We start from the raw sequence: 16,176 nt of genomic DNA, 5'->3' as shown, positions 1-16,176 counted from the left end.
TTACTTGGGGTGACAAGCAAAAAATATGCCGCTTTTTCACACCTCTTAAAATTCAAAGGGTTAGTCACCATTTGTTGGCATGAAATGCTAAAACATACCGGGTTTTGCACCAATTTGGTGCCTTGTGTTTTCGCTAATGTCCATTTTGGTGCGAACCACTAGGCTAAACTAATTTTTATTCTAAAACTGCGTATTTATTAACATTGTTAAACAGAAAATGCGTAAATATTCTAACAAATTGTCTTGATTTGTGTATTTACTGCCATTTTTTGGAGCGACTAGTGTGCTTTAAAACAACGCTGGTGGCAATGTTGACTTTAAAGGCACTTTTATGGTGCATGCGCGATTATTTAAGTTAAAGGCAGTAAATACACTAAGTGGGGGAAGGGAATCAGAGGAGGGAGGGCATTAGAAATAAAAAATAAGGGGAGCCATAGCCCCCCAATGCATTGATTCTCGCGAGTAACACTGCTTTACAGCAATGTAAGCGCTTATTCGATGTTTGATTCAATAAACCACAGGAATTTATCGAGGTCGCGTGAAGCGGCGGTGAAGATATCCGCAGTGTCTTCATCTTCAACCTGGTTAATCGCTTTACGTGTGTCGTTAGCGACGACCGCATAACGTTCTGCCAGAGCCTTCAAATGCTCCTGCACAGTGTGTATGTTAGTTGGGTAGCTTTTCAGTGGAGTTTTATCATTAACAACCTGAACAGTCCCCAGCGCTACGCCACCCAGCTGCACAACGCGTTCTGCAATAGTGTCTTGGTGGTCGATAATCGCCGTACGGAAGCCGTCTAACATTTCATGTACGCCGATAAAATTGGCACCGCGCATGTTCCAGTGGGCCTGCTTAGTGATAAGCGACAGGTCAATGAACTCGGTTACCAGCTTGTTGAGAACCTTGATGGTCTCAAGTTTGGTACTTTCATCTACATCGTTGCGTGTAAATAGAAGTTCTGAAGATTTCGTTTTTACCAGTTTAGCGGTACTCATCATTAATATCCTCTTCAGTGAGTCGTTATCTGTTTAGTCTATGAAGTAATGTGAACACGGGAATAAGTATAGCAAGCTTTAAGTATTCCGTTGAGAAATATTACCTATCAATCTTATAGCTACAATCTAATAAAGAAAAACAAGCTGTTAAACCATGGGGATTAACTCGCGCTATCAAGCTTATATTTCACTTTCTTGCTTAATAACCTAGGGTCTAAAAACGTAAATATCAACCCTTAAGAATGTTGTTTTTATTTAACTTTATGAATCTTAAGGTTTTATTTTTTAATTTTGTTTTTAATATATTTGAAATGTTAATGCGATTTAGTGTTATTCACATTTGCTAGTCAAGAGTAAGACGTTTATTAGGATAATTCTGTGTTGCGAGATATTAATCGGTGTGTTTTTGATGCGGGGATATCAGTGGCTGAATATTAAAGGGAGGCGTTGTGCCTCCCTTTAATATAAATCTTCGTTTGGATTACAGCACGATCTTGCCGCTGTACAGAACCGCACCGGTAGGTTGTCCGGTCGGAGAACCCCCTTTAGGTTCCAGACTAATCGCCAGTAACGCCCCGCCTGCGGCCACATTGTCATTCATAGCCAGCTGGGTTGATGCGCTGTTATTAAGCAATCCCAGGGATTTAGGCTTGCCACCCGCTGGAATAACCCACAGCTCGAGACTGCGGTCGGTTGAAACAGCCGCCGCCTGCAGCGGGGTTATCGTCAACTGCAGGGTAGAATTATTCGCTGTTACGACCCATTGCCCGGCGTTTGACGCGGCATCACTGTTAGCCAGTACTGCAACCGGGGTCATGGCAGGCGATTTTATAGCGCTGTTTTCCCAGAGTCTCGGCACCAGCAATACCGCAGCCAGGCAAGCGGCAACAGCCCAGCCCAGCGTCGCTCGATTAATGTAGCGAACTCGTGAACCTGACGAGGCAGACTGTAGAGAGTCCATTTGCACTGGCTTGGGCGGCAGCTGAAGCTGAATGCGTTTCCACACCGATTCAGGGGGGGCTACCGGGGTAAGTGAGTTGTCCAATTGCGCAAAGGCCTCCTGCCAGCGAGCGACTTCCGCCGCCAACTCGGGGTCCCGCTGCATCTGTTTCTCAAACTGCAGTCTCGCCGGCCCTCTCAGAGTGCCAAGCGCATATTCCGCCGACAGAGCGGCCTGATACTCCCGTCTGTTTTTCATAGGCCCACGCAAGTCTTTAAGTGTTCCAGGGCGCGACGGATCCAACTTTTTATCGTGCCGAGAGGTTGTTGCATATGGTCGGAAACTTCGCCGTGCGAGAGTCCCTGGTAGTAAGCTAACACCAGGCTTTGTCTTTGTTCTGCGGGCAAATGCCCCAGACATTCCGCCAGTTTCTTTGCGTCACTGTCATGCTGCAGACGGTTAAGCGGTTGATCGACCTCTTCGTTCAAACTGTCCTCAGCACCATCTTCCAACTCCTGCCACTGATTATCACTGCCGCGCATCCAGTCAATAGAGCGGTTGCGAACGATATGCGTCAGCCACGTCAAGGGAGAACTCAGCGTTGGATTATAGGATGAAGCGCGATTCCAGGCAGTAATGTAGCTGTCGTGCAGCACTTCTTCGGCCCAGGCGTGACGGCGCAGCATGCGCAACGCGACGGCAAAGAGGCGAGGTGAGGTTAAGCGGTACAGGTGTTCAAAGGCCTGACGGTCACCGGCGGCAATGGCCTGCATCAGTTCACTATGCAGTTGGCCGTCGGTTAGATTATTTTCTAACGCGCTGTCTTTCATTCGTTTTCCTAAAAACTTAAGGATGCAGCACGCCGACGTTACTGCATCCCTCGGCCGTGCCCCGACAGGGACACAGCTATTATAGGAGACGGTATTTATTTAGGCATAAGAACGGTGTCGATAACGTCGATTACGCCATTTTTCTGAATCACATCATAAGTACTGATGTTGGCAACGTCGCCTTTGGCATCTTTCAACTGAATGTTGTGCGGACCGTTGCTAATCAACCACAGCGCCTGACCGTTAACGGTTTTCAGCTCTGCGTGGCCACCGCCTTTTTTCAGCAGTTTTTCGAGGTCTTTCATTTCATACTTACCGGCTACTACGTGGTAAGTCAGAATGCTGGTCAGCGTAGCTTTATTTTCAGGCTTAACCAGTTTTTCAACGGTGCCCGCTGGCAGTTTGGCGAAAGCGGCATCAGTCGGTGCAAACACGGTGAAAGGACCTTTGCTTTCCAGCGTATCGACCAGACCCGCGGCCTTAACAGCAGCAACCAGTGTAGTGTGATCTTTTGAATTAACGGCATTCTCAACAATATTTTTTGACGGGTACATCGCAGCGCCGCCGACCATCGTGGTGTTATCTGACATCATTGCAGCCATTGACGCGGTGCTGAACAAAACTGAAACGCACAGAGCGGTACGGATAAATGTTTTCATGATGTAATCCTTTGAGGTTGAGTGTTTTAATGTTGCCTAACATTAGTACATACGACCCACGGCGCGCTTTGGATGCAAAGAAATCAGACAAAATGCATTTTATTTTCTTTAATTAACTTATTTTTTTGATTTTTAAGAAAATAATTTCTTAAAAATTATTGCGGATCGACCTTGATTGCTTGGATTTTCGAGCGTCTTTGCACCGTTAATGTCGATCCCGCCGAGGCAGCGATAATGGCAATAAGCGCCAGCCACTGCATAGGTGTAAGCAACTCGTTGAGAAATAGAATCCCCGAAAAGGCCGCCATCGCAGGTTCCATGCTCATCAACGTGCCAAAGGTTTTAGCCGGTAGTCGCGTTAACGCCATCATCTCAAGCGAATAAGGCACTGCGGAGCTGAGCAGGGCAATTCCGAGACCTATTGGCAAAATATCCAAGCTAAATAGCCCGCTTTGCGCCTGTGCAATGCCGATGGGACAAAATATCAGTGCGCCAATGGTTGAGCCCAACGCCGCCGTGCCAGGCCCGTAGCTGCTGCCAGCGCGCTGTCCTGCGAGGATGTATACCGCCCAGCAAGCGCCTGCTATCAAGGCAAAACAGGCACCGGTAGGGTCGATACCAGAAACGCTGTGCCCGATAGGCAAAAGGAACCACAGCCCAATCACCGCCAGCAGTACCCAGACAAAATCAATCGGACGTCGCGACGAGAACATGGCGACTGCCAGCGGACCGGTAAACTCCAGCGCTACCGCAATGCCGAGAGGCACCGTGCGAATCGCCAGATAGAAGGTATAATTCATACATCCGAGCGCGAGGCCATAAATCAGCAGCGAGCGCAGATTGCCGCCGCGCATCTTTAGGCGCCAAGGTCTGAAGTAGAGCAGTAAAATCAGTGAACCCATTCCCAGGCGCAGCGCCGTAACGCCTTGTGAGCCTACAATGGGGAACAAGGATTTGGCCAACGCTGCGCCACCCTGCAGCGAGAGCATGGCTATCAGTAGCATGGCGACGGCGATAAGCGGGTTGTGCACTTTGGCATGCATGGGCAGCGAACCTTCCATTGATGCTTGAGAATTCTGTTTGGAGGCGTGATTTTTCAAGGACTCTGTATCCATACTTTAATGTCTGCGAGTGTAAAGGTTGGGTAAATCGCGTTCATTGTACTGAGAAGCTGCAATCATTAGTGGATTCGTGCGGATAAAAAGCAAAAAAACTTTCTCCTCAATGACCTGTAAGTGAGAAATTACTGCAAAAACCGCTGCTTATTTGGTCAGGAGATTAGGAATATTCCGCTAATATGAAAAAGTTCAATAAGTTTATCTTATAGTATTTCAGCAATAAAACTGTTTTAAATTAGTGTGATACGTTATGTTGGAAACTTTTTGTTACACCATAGGGTGTGTTGGACATCTTAATTAAGGCAGAGTTTCACACTGCTATTTGTTATATTTTAATGGTGAAGGTTAATTTGGTTCCCTTTTTTGAGGTGGTTATGAAAAAAATTGCATGTCTTTCCGCATTAGCTTGCGTAGTAGCTTTAGGTACTTCAAGTGCATTCGCTGACACCAGCACCGTTACTGCGGGTTACGCGCAGGGCGACGCTCAAGGCGTAGTGAACAAAGCGACCGGTTTCAACTTGAAATACCGTTACGAGCAAGATAACAACCCACTGGGCGTTATCGGATCTTTCACTTACATCGAGAAAGATCACTCTTTGACTGACAATTCTTACCAGAAAGGTCAGTACTACGGCATCACCGCAGGTCCAGCTTACCGTCTGAACGATTGGGCAAGCGTGTACGGCGTTGTGGGTATCGGTTACGGCAAATTCAGCAGCACCGAAAACCCAGACTCTACCGTTCTGCGTCAAAAGTCTGACACCAGCGACGTTGGTTTCTCTTACGGTGCAGGTCTGCAGTTCAACCCAATCGAGAACGTTGCTCTGGACGTTTCTTACGAGCAAAGCCGTATCCGCAGTGTTGACGTTGGCACTTGGATCGCAGGCGTGGGTTACCGCTTCTAATTACCGAAATGTGGTTGCCTGGCGCTTAATTGCAACAGGCAACGATACTTCGAAAAAAAACCGCCTCTCGGGGCGGTTTTTCTTTTTGTATCATTCTCGTCTAGATGCCGCTGTACCAGTTATAACCCTGATCTTCCCAATACCCGCCCGGGTAAGTATCAGTGACGAAAATGCCCCCAATATGTTTGGCATTTTTGAAGCCAAGCTTGGTCGGCATTCTTAGGCGCAGCGGATAGCCAAAATCAGGTGGCAGCGGTTCTCCGCCAAAGTCTAAGGCCAGAATGGTCTGCGGATGCAGTGCGGTTGCCATATCAATGCTGGAATAGTAGCGATCGTCGCACTTGAAACCGACGTATTTGCAGTTCAAGTCGGCCCCTACGTGCTGCAAAAAGGTTTTTAGCGGCACGCCGCTCCACTGACCAATGGCGCTCCAGCCTTCAATACAAATAAGCCGCGTTATCTGACTGCTTTGCGGTAACTGCTTTAATTGCTCCAGCGTCCACGACGCTTTTTTCTCAACTTTTCCTGATACCTCAAGGCGATAGTTGGGAATGTCAATTTCTGGGACGTTATACTCAGGATAGAAAGCGTTAAATCGAAAGGGCTTGGTTATCTGATCTGCCGAGTAAGTTTGTGCTAACTTCTGACCGCTGAACAACCAGCTCTGCACTCTGTCATTCCAGCGAGACATCGCCCACAGCACCTTATCAACTTCATCACCGTCCTGCATGTTACAGCCCGTGAGCATCGAAACTGCGCCCAGTGTGAGACCAGATTTGATCATCAGTCGGCGCTCGATATTCACCAGTTTTTTGCGTTGGTCAGCTTCGAGAATAATTTTTGGCCGCTTTTTTTCATTACTCATCGGCGCTCTCTCCTGAATTTTTAATCACCGCGTTACCACCGGTAATCATGCTGGGTAATGTTTTTGGCACCAGCGCGACCATAACGACGTGTACCACTACGAACAGCATGATGCCGCTCATAGCAAAAAAATGAACATAACGGGCAATCGTAAACCCGCCCATTAAATACACCAGCCCGCTGAACTGCACCGGTTTCCAGATGGATAAACCCGACAGCACCAGCAATAATCCGAGCAGTAGCACGCCGACATACATCAGTTTTTGCACGGCATTATATTGGGTGGATTTATGGGGCAGGCGAAAACGCAGAGCGCTGATAAAATCGTGCCAAACCGAGGTAGCAGTAAACGGAAAAAAACGCTGCCGGAAATGACCGCTGAGCAGTCCCCACAGTACGTAGAACAGTCCATTGGCGGCTAAAACCCACATTACCGCCAGATGCCAGCCAATGTTGCCACCCAGCCAGCCACCGAGCGTGGCGCTTTGCGGGAAAGTAAAATTGAAAAGGGGGTCAGCGTTGTAAATACCCCAACCGCTCATCACCATGCCTATCATCACCAGCAGGTTTACCCAATGGCAGAGTCTCACCGGCCAGGGATGGATTCTTTTTTTACGCATCAGAAGGTCCTTGGGGGAGGTCAGCTCCAGTCCGCCAGAGAAGCGCAGACACAGAATTTGGCGGACTGAAGCTGATTTAAAGCACAATTACATCGGCGGGGTAACGCCGTCTTTACCTGCCGCGATGCCGCGAGCAGCCAGTGCGCCCTGCGCATCTTTAACTGGGAACAAGACAATGTGCGCGCCTGCTTTCAGCAGGCTGCGATCGCCCGGTGCCAGCAGAACAACCGGCACGTTGTCAGGTACAACAACGGTTTTTTCGCCGTTCTGATACTTCACGGTCAGGGTGCGGCCATTGCTGTTAACCAGCTTGCCAACGGTGCCGTTGGTCATGGTATTGATTTTGCCGTCGGCAGATTCAAACGGGTTGAAGCCTTCACCACTGCCGCGCAGGCTTGGTGCGAATACGTGAACCTCCAGCGCTTTCAGCGTGCCGTTAGCCTGTGGAACCGCCGCAGTACCGATAAAGCTGTCGGCCTGAATATCAGACATTTTGCCTTCGGTGACCTGAGTAATTTTGGTCTGGTCGGTCAGTTTGACGTCCAGTTTTTCGCCCTGACGGGTGGTCATCACGATAGAGGTTGGCGTAACGGAGTCAATAGTGCCGCGCGTCGGTTTAATGGTATGGCTGGCGTCGGCTGCGAAAGCACCGCTGGTCATCAGCAGTGAAGAAAGAAGCAGACCGGCAAGGCGTGAGGACTTAATCATAATACTCTCCAAATTATTCGTATGAGAAATAGATAGGAAGTCGGTACCACTCACTCAGGAGTGGATGGGTAATGCGTCATTAAAAAATCAGCAACTTGGTAAACAGTTCGTTTACTAATGATAGTCAGAGTGGACGATAAACAGGGACTCATTGATGACAGGTTGATGACAATATTGTCATCAAAGGTTTCTGGCAGAACTGATAGACTTGATGCAGAACAGCGGGGTCAACGAGGCACGAATGCGGATACTGGTTATTGAAGATGATGTCAGCACTGGCGACTACCTTAAAAAAGGTCTTGGCGAGGCTGGCTATCGTGTCGATTTGGCACGTAACGGCGCTGACGGCCTTTTTCTTGCGCTGGAAGACAGCTTTGATGCCATTATTCTCGACGTGATGCTGCCGGGTCTCAACGGCTGGCAGGTGATGGAAGTGCTGCGTAAAAAGAGTGACGTGCCGGTGCTGTTTTTAACCGCCAGAGATGAGGTTCAGGACCGCATTCACGGGCTGGAGTTGGGCGCAGATGACTACCTCATCAAACCTTTTTCATTCACAGAACTAATGCTTCGAGTGCGGACTTTACTGCGTCGCGGCACGGTGCGCGAGTCCGATACCTATTCTCTGGCCGACCTGCACATCGACGTCTTAAGGCGCAGAGTGACACGTCAGGAAACGGTTATCCCGCTGACCAACAAAGAGTTTATGCTGCTCCACTTGCTGATGCGCCGTGAGGGTGAGGTGCTGTCGCGCACCATGATAGCCTCGCAGGTGTGGGACATGAACTTCGACAGTGATACCAACGTGGTAGATGTGGCGGTAAAGCGCCTGCGCAGTAAAATCGACCGTCCCTATGATGTAAAACTTATCCATACCGTGCGCGGTATCGGCTATGTCTGCGAAGTGCGAGATTATGAGTAAATCAGCCAGTTCTTCTTTTTCATTGACCCTGCGGGCGACATTGTTATTCGCTCTGATTGCCGCGCTAGTGGTGAGCAGCGTGGGTTTTTATCTTTATTACGCGATTGAAAAAGAGATGATCCGTCGTGCAGATTATCAGGTGGCGGGACGGGTGCAGTACTTCCGTCAATTGCTTGGCAATAATTTCCCGTTGACTCAGCTCAGCCAAAACCCGGAACTTTTTGAAAATATGCTCGGTAACGAGCGCGATATTCTGCAGTTCCGGCTGTTGGGTCAGGCGCCAATCATCAACGTTAATCCATCACGCATCGCGCTGCCTAACGTGGCAGCCGTGCCCGTGGGTGAGGATTTAACCTTAAACAGCGTTCATCATATTCAGGCCGATGATGATACGCCTGTGCGTTTTGCCGCCGCCGACGTACGCATGAAAAATGGTCAAACGGTAGAGATCTTGGCGGGGCATTTTATGACCGGTGAAACCCATATGTTGGTGGCATTCCGCTGGGAAATTATCGCCTCCGTGTTGCTTGCCTACGTGCTGATCGCCGGATTGGGTTACATGGTTATCCGTCGCGGGCTGCGACCGTTGAAAAAAATGGCTCAGGAAGCGGCGGGTATCCATCCCACCAGTCTGGCTACTCGGCTCAGCGAGCAGGGCGCGCCGTTGGAGCTGCAGCAGTTGATCCGCTCGTTTAATGCCATGCTTGACCGGCTTGCTGAAGGATATCAACGGCTGAACCAGTTTTCGGCCGACCTGGCACACGAAATTCGCACCCCCGTGGGGGCGCTGATGGGCCACTGCCAGGTTGCGCTTTATCAGACTCGAACCACCGAAGAGTACGAAACGCTGCTGGCGAATAATATGGGCGAGCTTGAGCGTATTTCACGCATGATAGAAAATATTCTTTTTCTTGCACGCGCCTCCCATGCCCGTTCTGTGCTCAATATTGCCCCGCTGTCGTTAGAAAATGAAACCTTGCGCGTGGTGGACTATTTTGAGGGACTGGCTGAAGAGCGCGGTATTCGCCTGCGCTGTAAAGGGGAGGGGGTGGTATTAGCCGATGCGCTGCTTTTCCAACGCGCATTGAGCAATCTGGTGGCTAATGCCATTAACTATGGTGATGAAGACAGTGAGGTTCAGGTGTCGGTTGAGCATCACACTCAGCGCACGCTGGTGAACGTTGACAATGCCGGACCGGCGATCCCAGCGGATAAAATCGATAAACTGTTTGACCGATTTTATCGTGCCGATCCTTCGCGCAGTGAGGGCGGAAGTTCTAACGGATTAGGTTTGTCGATTGTGCAGGCGATTATGGCGCTGCATCACGGTAGCGTCACAGTGCGTACACTTCCGACTGGAAAAATCCGCTTTACGCTGGTCTTTCCGGGCCCTTAACCATGAGGGAGAGCCGTTGTAACCTAAATAAATTATCAATAAAGCGTAAAAAATGAGTTTTTACTATTCTTTTAATGGCATGAAATATAAGGATATCGTTAATATTGTTACATTATTTAAGCCTCTGTAATAAATGAAATTAAAACGATTTCGGCACTTTTAATGTCTGATAGTGTTATCGGCAGTCACTTTAATGAACTCACTTGAGTCGTTGGCTCCGGCACGGGCGCGCAGCATACGCAATCAGAACCTTTGAAAGAGCTTTTACCGACTGATGTATAAACTACGAGAACTGTCACAGCAGAAGATTTCACTATTTATTGCTTTATATTTGGGAATACTGCTTAACATCCCGATTTTTTACCGCCGCTACAATCAACTTCATTACAACAACGCCCTCTCGCTGATGGTTGAAATGCTGGCCGCCTTTGCGCTGGTCTATTTCCTCACCACGTTGGTGTCGTTTACCGGTAAAACAGTCTATCGGCTTCTTCTGAGCCTGGTGGTGGTCGCCTCTGTCGCCGCCGGCTACTACATGATCGTATTCAATGTAGATATCGGCTACGGCATTCTGGCCTCGGCGTTGGCGTTTGACTCGGTGGATCTCTCGAAAGAGTCCGTCGGCACACATTTCATTGTGTGGACCCTGTTGGGGAGCCTGATACCGCTGATTTTACTCTGGGGATGCAGGATGCCGGGCGCGGCGCTGCGTGAAACGACCTGGCGTAAGCTGTTGGCTAAACTGGTGCTGCTTGCCGTAAGCGGGCTGGCCTGCTGGTTGCCGCTCAAGCTAATGGGCGATGCTCAGGAAGCCCATGACCGCGTCAGTAACCGCATGATGGCAAGCTATGGCGGCGTAGTCGCGGGCACCTACTCGCCGTCTAACTGGCTTTCCGCTTTGGGCCTGTTTATTTACAGCTCCTACAGCCAGTCGGAAGACACCAAAAATCTTTTCGACCCCGCCAAACATTTCACCTATGTGCCGCCGAAAGACGTCAATGACCTGTACGTGGTGTTCGTGATTGGTGAAAGCGCCCGCCGTGACCATATGGGTCTGTATGGCTATGGGCGAGACAACACGCCGAATCTCGATAAAGAGAAAAATCTTGCAGCTCTACAGGGCTATTCTTGCGATACCTCGACTAAGCTTTCACTGCGCTGCATGTTTGTGCGCATGGGCGGCGCGAGGGATAATCCAGAGCGCACGCTGAAAGAGATGAATGTTTTCTCGGTGTTGAAAAAGCAGGGCTTCAGCTCTGACCTTTATTCAATGCAAAGTGAGGCCTGGTTCTATAACAAAACTAACGCGGATGACTATTCTCTTCGCGAAAGTATTGGCTCAGAGAAGCGCAACGCAGGAAAGCCGGTTGATGACATGCTGCTGATAGACGAGATGAAAGACTCTATCGCCAATCATCCTAAGGGCAAGCACTTGATTATCTTGCATACCAAGGGCTCGCATTATCTTTATTCTGAACGTTATCCGCGCAGTTTCGCGCGTTATACGCCTGAATGCATGGGCATAGACGATTCCTGCTCCACGGATGAGATGATTAACGCCTATGACAACTCGTTGCTGTATACCGATTATTTCCTCGAGCAGGTGTTTGATCAGATGCGCAATAAAAATGCGATTGTGTTCTATGCCTCCGATCACGGCGAATCGATTTCTCAAAATATGCACTTCCACGGTACGCCGCGTGACCATGCCCCTATTGAGCAGAGAAGTGTGCCGATTATGGTGTGGGCATCCGACAAGTTTCTGGCTAACAGTCAGAATCGTCAGGCATTCGATCAATTGCAGTTGATGGCGAAGAATAAGACGCCGGCCTATCATGAGAAACTGTTCGACAGTATATTAGGCTGCATGGGATATACCTCGCCTAATGGCGGCATTGTGGAACAGCATAATTGGTGCCACGTGCAGACACCGGCATCAAAATGAGAAGCAAAAATGCATAATGCGCGTCTGGTGGTGGCGATTCTCACCGTAGTGATGACGTTGTTAACTTTGTTACCCCTCTCCCGTAACCAGCGTTGGTGGGTGAGGGTGTGGGATTTCCCCCGCCTGCAAATGGCGGTACTGTCCTTGATATTTCTGCTGATTGAACTGTGCCTGCTGCCCGGCGGCGGGCCGTTGGCATGGTTTATCGTGCTGCTCGCGCTGGGCTGCACGGTTTATCAGAGCTGGTGGATTTTTCCCTACACCGGCTTAGCCAAAATTCAGGTCAAGAAGACGCCTGCCAGCGAACATTCACGCATTAAAATCATCAACTGCAACGTGTTGATGACCAACCGAAAGTCGGGCAAGCTGCTGGAAATCATCGGAAAAAATCAGCCTGACGTTATTGTGCTGCTTGAAACCGACCGCTGGTGGGAGCTGCAGATGTCGCCGCTTGATGCCGAGTATCCGCACAGCCTAAAATGTCCGCTGGATAATTTATACGGCATGCACGTTTACTCACGCCTGCCGCTGTTTGAAGCAAAAGTTCAGTATCTGGTGGCTGAGGGCATTCCTTCGATGCATTTTCGCGTCGCGCTTTCCGGCGGCGAACAGGTGGTCATGCACTGCCTGCACCCGATGCCGCCGAGTCCGACCGAGGACGACGAATCGACCAATCGCGACGGAGAACTTATCGCCGTGGGTCATACGGCCGCGCGTGCCTCTTATCCTACCATTGTGACCGGTGACCTGAACGACGTTGCGTGGTCGCGTACCACCCGTTTATTCATGAAAATCAGCGGCCTGTTGGACCCAAGGCGTGGGCGTGGGATGTTTAACACTTTCCATGCTAGCTACCCGTTCCTGCGCTGGCCGCTGGATCACGTTTTTCACAGCAAAGAGTTTACTTTGGTTGACCTTAAACGCCTCGAACCTATGGGGTCCGATCATTTCCCAATCATGGTTGAGCTGGCGCTAAATCCACAGGCAGGCAGCACGCAGGAGAAGCTGGAGATTGAGCAGGGGGATATTGAGGAAGCGCGTGAGAAAATGAACAACGCGGGGATCAAGAGTCGCGATGTTCATCAGGCGGAATTCTGTTAGATTTTTTAGAGAGTAGAAGGTGGCGCGATACGTAATTTACTGCGTCGTCGCGTGTCCCCCATCCCAACTCTTCCCCGCTGAAAAAGCGGGGAAGGGGCCTCAATCGTTACTCGGGAAACGTCAACGTATTTCCCGGCGCTTCCCGATTAATATGCAGGAAGTTCAGATGTCGCTCGTACTGGTCGAGGATATCGTTGATCACCTGATGCTTGGTAAAGTCCATCAAGTCATTCCCCTGCGTACCCTCAAGCAGGAAGGTCTCCAGCCGGTAGTAGTGCGATTTCCCTGAGCGCGCGCGGTAGGTAAAGCCTGGCACCGCGTAGCGCTGTGGCCAAATCTGATAGATAAAGTTCTGCTCTTCTCCCAGTTTCACCAACAGCTCCAGATGATTGAGTTTTTCATCCTCCAACGCCTCGGCCTCGCTAAATTCCACCTTCGCGCCGCGCAGTTTCAGCTCATTGGCCACGTCCTGCATCGCAGGGCGACAGACAATATCGAGCATTTTCTGCGTGTGCGTGGTGCCAGGGAAATTCATTACCCGCGACAGACGCTGTTTCCAGTTCAGTGCCGCATCACCGGTTGAAGGCGTCGCCGGGGCGAAGTTCTGCTGTGTGCTGGCGCGGCGATAATCCTCGAGCCGCAGTGATTTATACAGGCCCGCCATGATAAAGAAGATCACAAAACTAAACGGCAGGCCCATGATAACCGTGGTGTTTTGCAGTGCAGAAACGCCGTCGGTCATCAGCATGCCAAGAGTCAGTACACCAATGGTAATCGACCAAAAGATACGCAGCCAGTTTGGCGCATCGTTGTTGATATCGGCCAGTTTTGACGTGAAATTACCCAGCACCAGCGAGCCGGAGTCCGCGGAGGTTACGTAAAACAGCAAACCTGTAATCGTTGCCACCGAGGCGCTGAGCGTAAAGCCCGGATACTGCGCCAGCAGGCTATAAACACCGCGCTCAGGGTGAGCAATCACCTCATTCGCGAAATCCAGGTTGCCATGCAGAATCTGGTACAGCGCACTGTTACCAAAAATTGACAGCCAAAACAGCGTAAACACAAACGGGATAATAAGCGTACCCAGCACGAACTGACGAATGGTTCGACCGCGTGAAATACGCGCCAGGAACAGGCCGACAAACGGCGACCAGGCAACCCACCAGGCCCAGAAGAACAGAGTCCAGCTGTTCATCCACTGCGTTGGGCGATCAAAAGCGAAGGTGTTAAGGGTCATGCCCATAAAGCGGTTCACATAGTCACCGATGTTCAGCACCAGCGCATTAAGCAGGAACTCGGTGTTACCAAAGAACAGCAGGAACAGAATCAGCCCCAGCGCCAGCAGAACGTTCAGCTCGGAAAGAATACGAATACCCTTATTCACCCCCGAGGTCACCGAAACCGTCGCCATCACCACCGACAGCAGGATAAGCGCCGCCTGCACCCCTAAACCTTCAGGAATGTGGAACAGCACTTTCAGCCCATAGTTAAGCTGAACTACACCGATACCCAGCGTCGTGGCGATGCCGAAGATCGTGCCGACCACGGCGGCAATGTCCACGCTGTGGCCGATGGGGCCATAGATTTTCTTGCCAAAAATAGGGTACAGCGCTGAGCGAATGGTCAGCGGCAGGTTGTAGCGATAGCTAAAGTAGCCCAGCGCAATACCCATCAGCGCGTACATCGACCAACCGGTGAGGCCGTAGTGGAATAGCGTCCAGACCATCGCCTGCCTGGCCGCTTCTATATTTTGTCCCTGTCCCTCAGGCGGCATCATATATTGCGTCACCGGCTCGGCGACCGAGAAGAACATCAGGTCGATACCGATACCGGCTGCAAACAGCATGGATGCCCAACTCATCATCGAGAATTCGGGTTTTGACTGCTCGGGGCCGAGCTTGATTGAGCCAAAGCGTGAGGCGGCGATAAACACCACAAACACAATGTACAGCGTGGCGGCGAGCATGTAATACCAGCCGAACGTCGCCGATACCCATTCCAGCGCGACGCTAATCGCCCTTCCCGAGATATCAGTGAAGAAAATTGTCATCAGCGTGAAGGCTAAAATGAGCCCCGCCGAGGTAAAAAACACCACCTTGTTTAGTGAGTCTTTAGGTTTATCCGAAAGTTCAACAGATGCCATCGTTTTCCCGTTCATCAAAGGTAAAAAAATCAAAAATGAAGGTGTGTGATGAGTCGATAAAGCAGCGCGCCTTAGCGCATATCAAGAACACCGAGGACGCCGTTTTCAAAAGTGAAAAAAATGTCCAGACAGGAGATCCGCTGAGTGCACTGGCTTTAAATCTCAATCATCAACCTGAAAATCAGTAAGCCGCGATAGAGCCGGTAACTTACTTTTTATCAACCACTTGCCAAAGATATTAGTGCATTTTGAGCACAATTCCGTAACCAGGTGGTAATAAAATATATGCATTTTTTATTGAACGTTCAATCAAAAAAAAGTTTAATAGGGGCAGTTACGGCGTTAACTGACAGTGAAACGGGCGTCAAAACAGCCGTTTCAAAACGCCTTTTTCAGGAGTGGAGTCCATGCCCAAAGTTGGAATGCAGCCGATTCGGCGACAGCAGTTAATCGAGGCGACGCTGGCCGCCATCAACGAGGTTGGCATGCCGGAAGCCTCTATTGCGCAGATTGCTCGTCGAGCGGGCGTGTCTAACGGCATTATCAGTCACTATTTTCGTGACAAGAACGGTCTGCTTGAGGCGACGATGCGCTATTTGCTCAGCCACCTTGGCGACAGCGTCAAGCTGAGACTGGCTACGCTTAATGATGATTCGCCCACGGCGCGCTTGCGGGCAATTGCCCAGGCAAACTTTGATGAAGGGCAGACTAACGATCCGGCGATGAAAACCTGGCTGGCGTTTTGGGCCAGCAGCATGCATCACCCTGAACTGTATCGTTTGCAACAGGTCAACAGCAGAAGGCTCTACTCGAATCTATGCGTCGAATTTCGACGTTTTTTACCTCATCACGAGGCGCGTCTGGCAGCGAAAGGCCTGGCAGGACTGATTGACGGTCTGTGGTTACGCAGTGCACTGAGTCATAAAGCGTTTGACCGTCAGGAAGCGTTAATGATTACGCATCGCTATATCGAATCACTGGCACAGTCTGCTACCCAGTAAAGGTCGTGAGGCCTTCGCTACCCGCTTTGAAA

16 protein-coding genes are annotated in these 16,176 nt (G+C 50.1%); 7 read left to right on the top strand and 9 right to left on the bottom strand.

Features of this window, described 5'->3' with window-relative positions; translation table 11 throughout:
* Positions 1-491: 491 nt before the first annotated feature.
* From dps to rhtA, 5 genes are all read right to left on the bottom strand, one after another.
* Positions 492-995: a DNA starvation/stationary phase protection protein Dps gene (gene dps, locus GA565_RS18390; RefSeq protein ID WP_152201609.1), complete on the bottom strand. Its 504-nt coding sequence runs from the start codon at positions 993-995 to the stop codon at positions 492-494.
* Positions 996-1,476: 481 nt separating this feature from the next.
* Positions 1,477-2,193 carry an anti-sigma factor domain-containing protein gene (locus GA565_RS18385; RefSeq protein WP_152199934.1) on the bottom strand — a complete coding sequence of 239 codons (717 nt, stop codon included), beginning with the start codon at positions 2,191-2,193 and terminating at the stop codon, positions 1,477-1,479.
* A complete protein-coding gene (locus GA565_RS18380) occupies positions 2,190-2,765 on the bottom strand; it encodes an RNA polymerase sigma factor (protein WP_152199932.1) in 576 nt (191 codons plus the stop codon). Before GA565_RS18380 ends, GA565_RS18385 begins: the two co-directional genes overlap by 4 nt.
* A 95-nt stretch (positions 2,766-2,860) precedes the next feature.
* Positions 2,861-3,424 (bottom strand): fasciclin domain-containing protein, encoded by a 564-nt coding sequence (locus GA565_RS18375; RefSeq protein ID WP_152199930.1) that lies wholly within the window; start codon positions 3,422-3,424, stop codon positions 2,861-2,863.
* Between the two features lie 155 nt (positions 3,425-3,579).
* Positions 3,580-4,485 (bottom strand): threonine/homoserine exporter RhtA, encoded by a 906-nt coding sequence (gene rhtA, locus GA565_RS18370; protein ID WP_152201608.1) that lies wholly within the window; start codon positions 4,483-4,485, stop codon positions 3,580-3,582.
* Between the two features lie 431 nt (positions 4,486-4,916).
* Between rhtA and ompX the strand changes: the two genes are divergently transcribed.
* Positions 4,917-5,447 (top strand): outer membrane protein OmpX, encoded by a 531-nt coding sequence (gene ompX, locus GA565_RS18365; RefSeq protein ID WP_152199929.1) that lies wholly within the window; start codon positions 4,917-4,919, stop codon positions 5,445-5,447.
* Between the two features lie 100 nt (positions 5,448-5,547).
* On the opposite strand, the gene GA565_RS18360 is transcribed toward ompX, so the two are convergent.
* From GA565_RS18360 to GA565_RS18350, 3 genes are all read right to left on the bottom strand, one after another.
* Complete coding sequence (locus tag GA565_RS18360; protein ID WP_152199927.1) at positions 5,548-6,312, bottom strand: molybdopterin-dependent oxidoreductase; 765 nt, start codon at positions 6,310-6,312, stop codon at positions 5,548-5,550.
* Entirely contained in the window at positions 6,305-6,931 is a 627-nt protein-coding gene (locus tag GA565_RS18355) for a cytochrome b/b6 domain-containing protein (RefSeq protein WP_152199925.1), read from the bottom strand. Before GA565_RS18355 ends, GA565_RS18360 begins: the two co-directional genes overlap by 8 nt.
* A gap of 87 nt (positions 6,932-7,018) precedes the next feature.
* Entirely contained in the window at positions 7,019-7,639 is a 621-nt protein-coding gene (locus tag GA565_RS18350; RefSeq protein ID WP_152199924.1) for a hypothetical protein, read from the bottom strand.
* 241 nt (positions 7,640-7,880) lie between these two features.
* Between GA565_RS18350 and GA565_RS18345 the strand changes: the two genes are divergently transcribed.
* The 4 genes from GA565_RS18345 (at position 7,881) to GA565_RS18330 (ending at position 13,000) form a co-directional block, all read left to right on the top strand.
* Positions 7,881-8,558, top strand: a complete 678-nt coding sequence (locus GA565_RS18345; RefSeq protein WP_152199922.1) for a heavy metal response regulator transcription factor — start codon at positions 7,881-7,883, stop codon at positions 8,556-8,558.
* The gene (locus tag GA565_RS18340; RefSeq protein ID WP_152199920.1) at positions 8,551-9,954 is read left to right on the top strand and encodes a heavy metal sensor histidine kinase; all 1,404 of its coding nucleotides are present in this window, start codon (positions 8,551-8,553) and stop codon (positions 9,952-9,954) included. Before GA565_RS18345 ends, GA565_RS18340 begins: the two co-directional genes overlap by 8 nt.
* A gap of 274 nt (positions 9,955-10,228) precedes the next feature.
* On the top strand, positions 10,229-11,899 hold the full coding sequence (gene eptB, locus GA565_RS18335; protein ID WP_152199918.1) for a kdo(2)-lipid A phosphoethanolamine 7''-transferase: 1,671 nt from the start codon (positions 10,229-10,231) through the stop codon (positions 11,897-11,899).
* A gap of 9 nt (positions 11,900-11,908) precedes the next feature.
* Positions 11,909-13,000, top strand: a complete 1,092-nt coding sequence (locus GA565_RS18330) for an endonuclease/exonuclease/phosphatase family protein (RefSeq protein WP_152199917.1) — start codon at positions 11,909-11,911, stop codon at positions 12,998-13,000.
* A gap of 106 nt (positions 13,001-13,106) precedes the next feature.
* On the opposite strand, the gene GA565_RS18325 is transcribed toward GA565_RS18330, so the two are convergent.
* Positions 13,107-15,143, bottom strand: coding sequence for a choline transporter (locus GA565_RS18325; RefSeq protein ID WP_152199915.1), 2,037 nt, complete (start codon positions 15,141-15,143; stop codon positions 13,107-13,109).
* Here GA565_RS18325 and GA565_RS18320 point away from each other — a divergent pair.
* Positions 15,137-15,331 carry a hypothetical protein gene (locus GA565_RS18320; RefSeq protein ID WP_152199913.1) on the top strand — a complete coding sequence of 65 codons (195 nt, stop codon included), beginning with the start codon at positions 15,137-15,139 and terminating at the stop codon, positions 15,329-15,331. The genes GA565_RS18325 and GA565_RS18320 overlap by 7 nt on opposite strands.
* Before the next feature lie 219 nt (positions 15,332-15,550).
* Complete coding sequence (gene betI, locus GA565_RS18315; RefSeq protein WP_152199911.1) at positions 15,551-16,144, top strand: transcriptional regulator BetI; 594 nt, start codon at positions 15,551-15,553, stop codon at positions 16,142-16,144.
* The last annotated feature ends 32 nt before the right edge of the window (positions 16,145-16,176 follow it).

The sequence above is a fragment of the Rouxiella sp. S1S-2 genome (assembly GCF_009208105.1).
Classification (GTDB): Bacteria; Pseudomonadota; Gammaproteobacteria; order Enterobacterales; family Enterobacteriaceae; genus Rouxiella.
The sequence above is the reverse complement of the archived record's forward strand: the minus strand, read 5'-3'. Positions and strand labels throughout refer to the sequence as shown.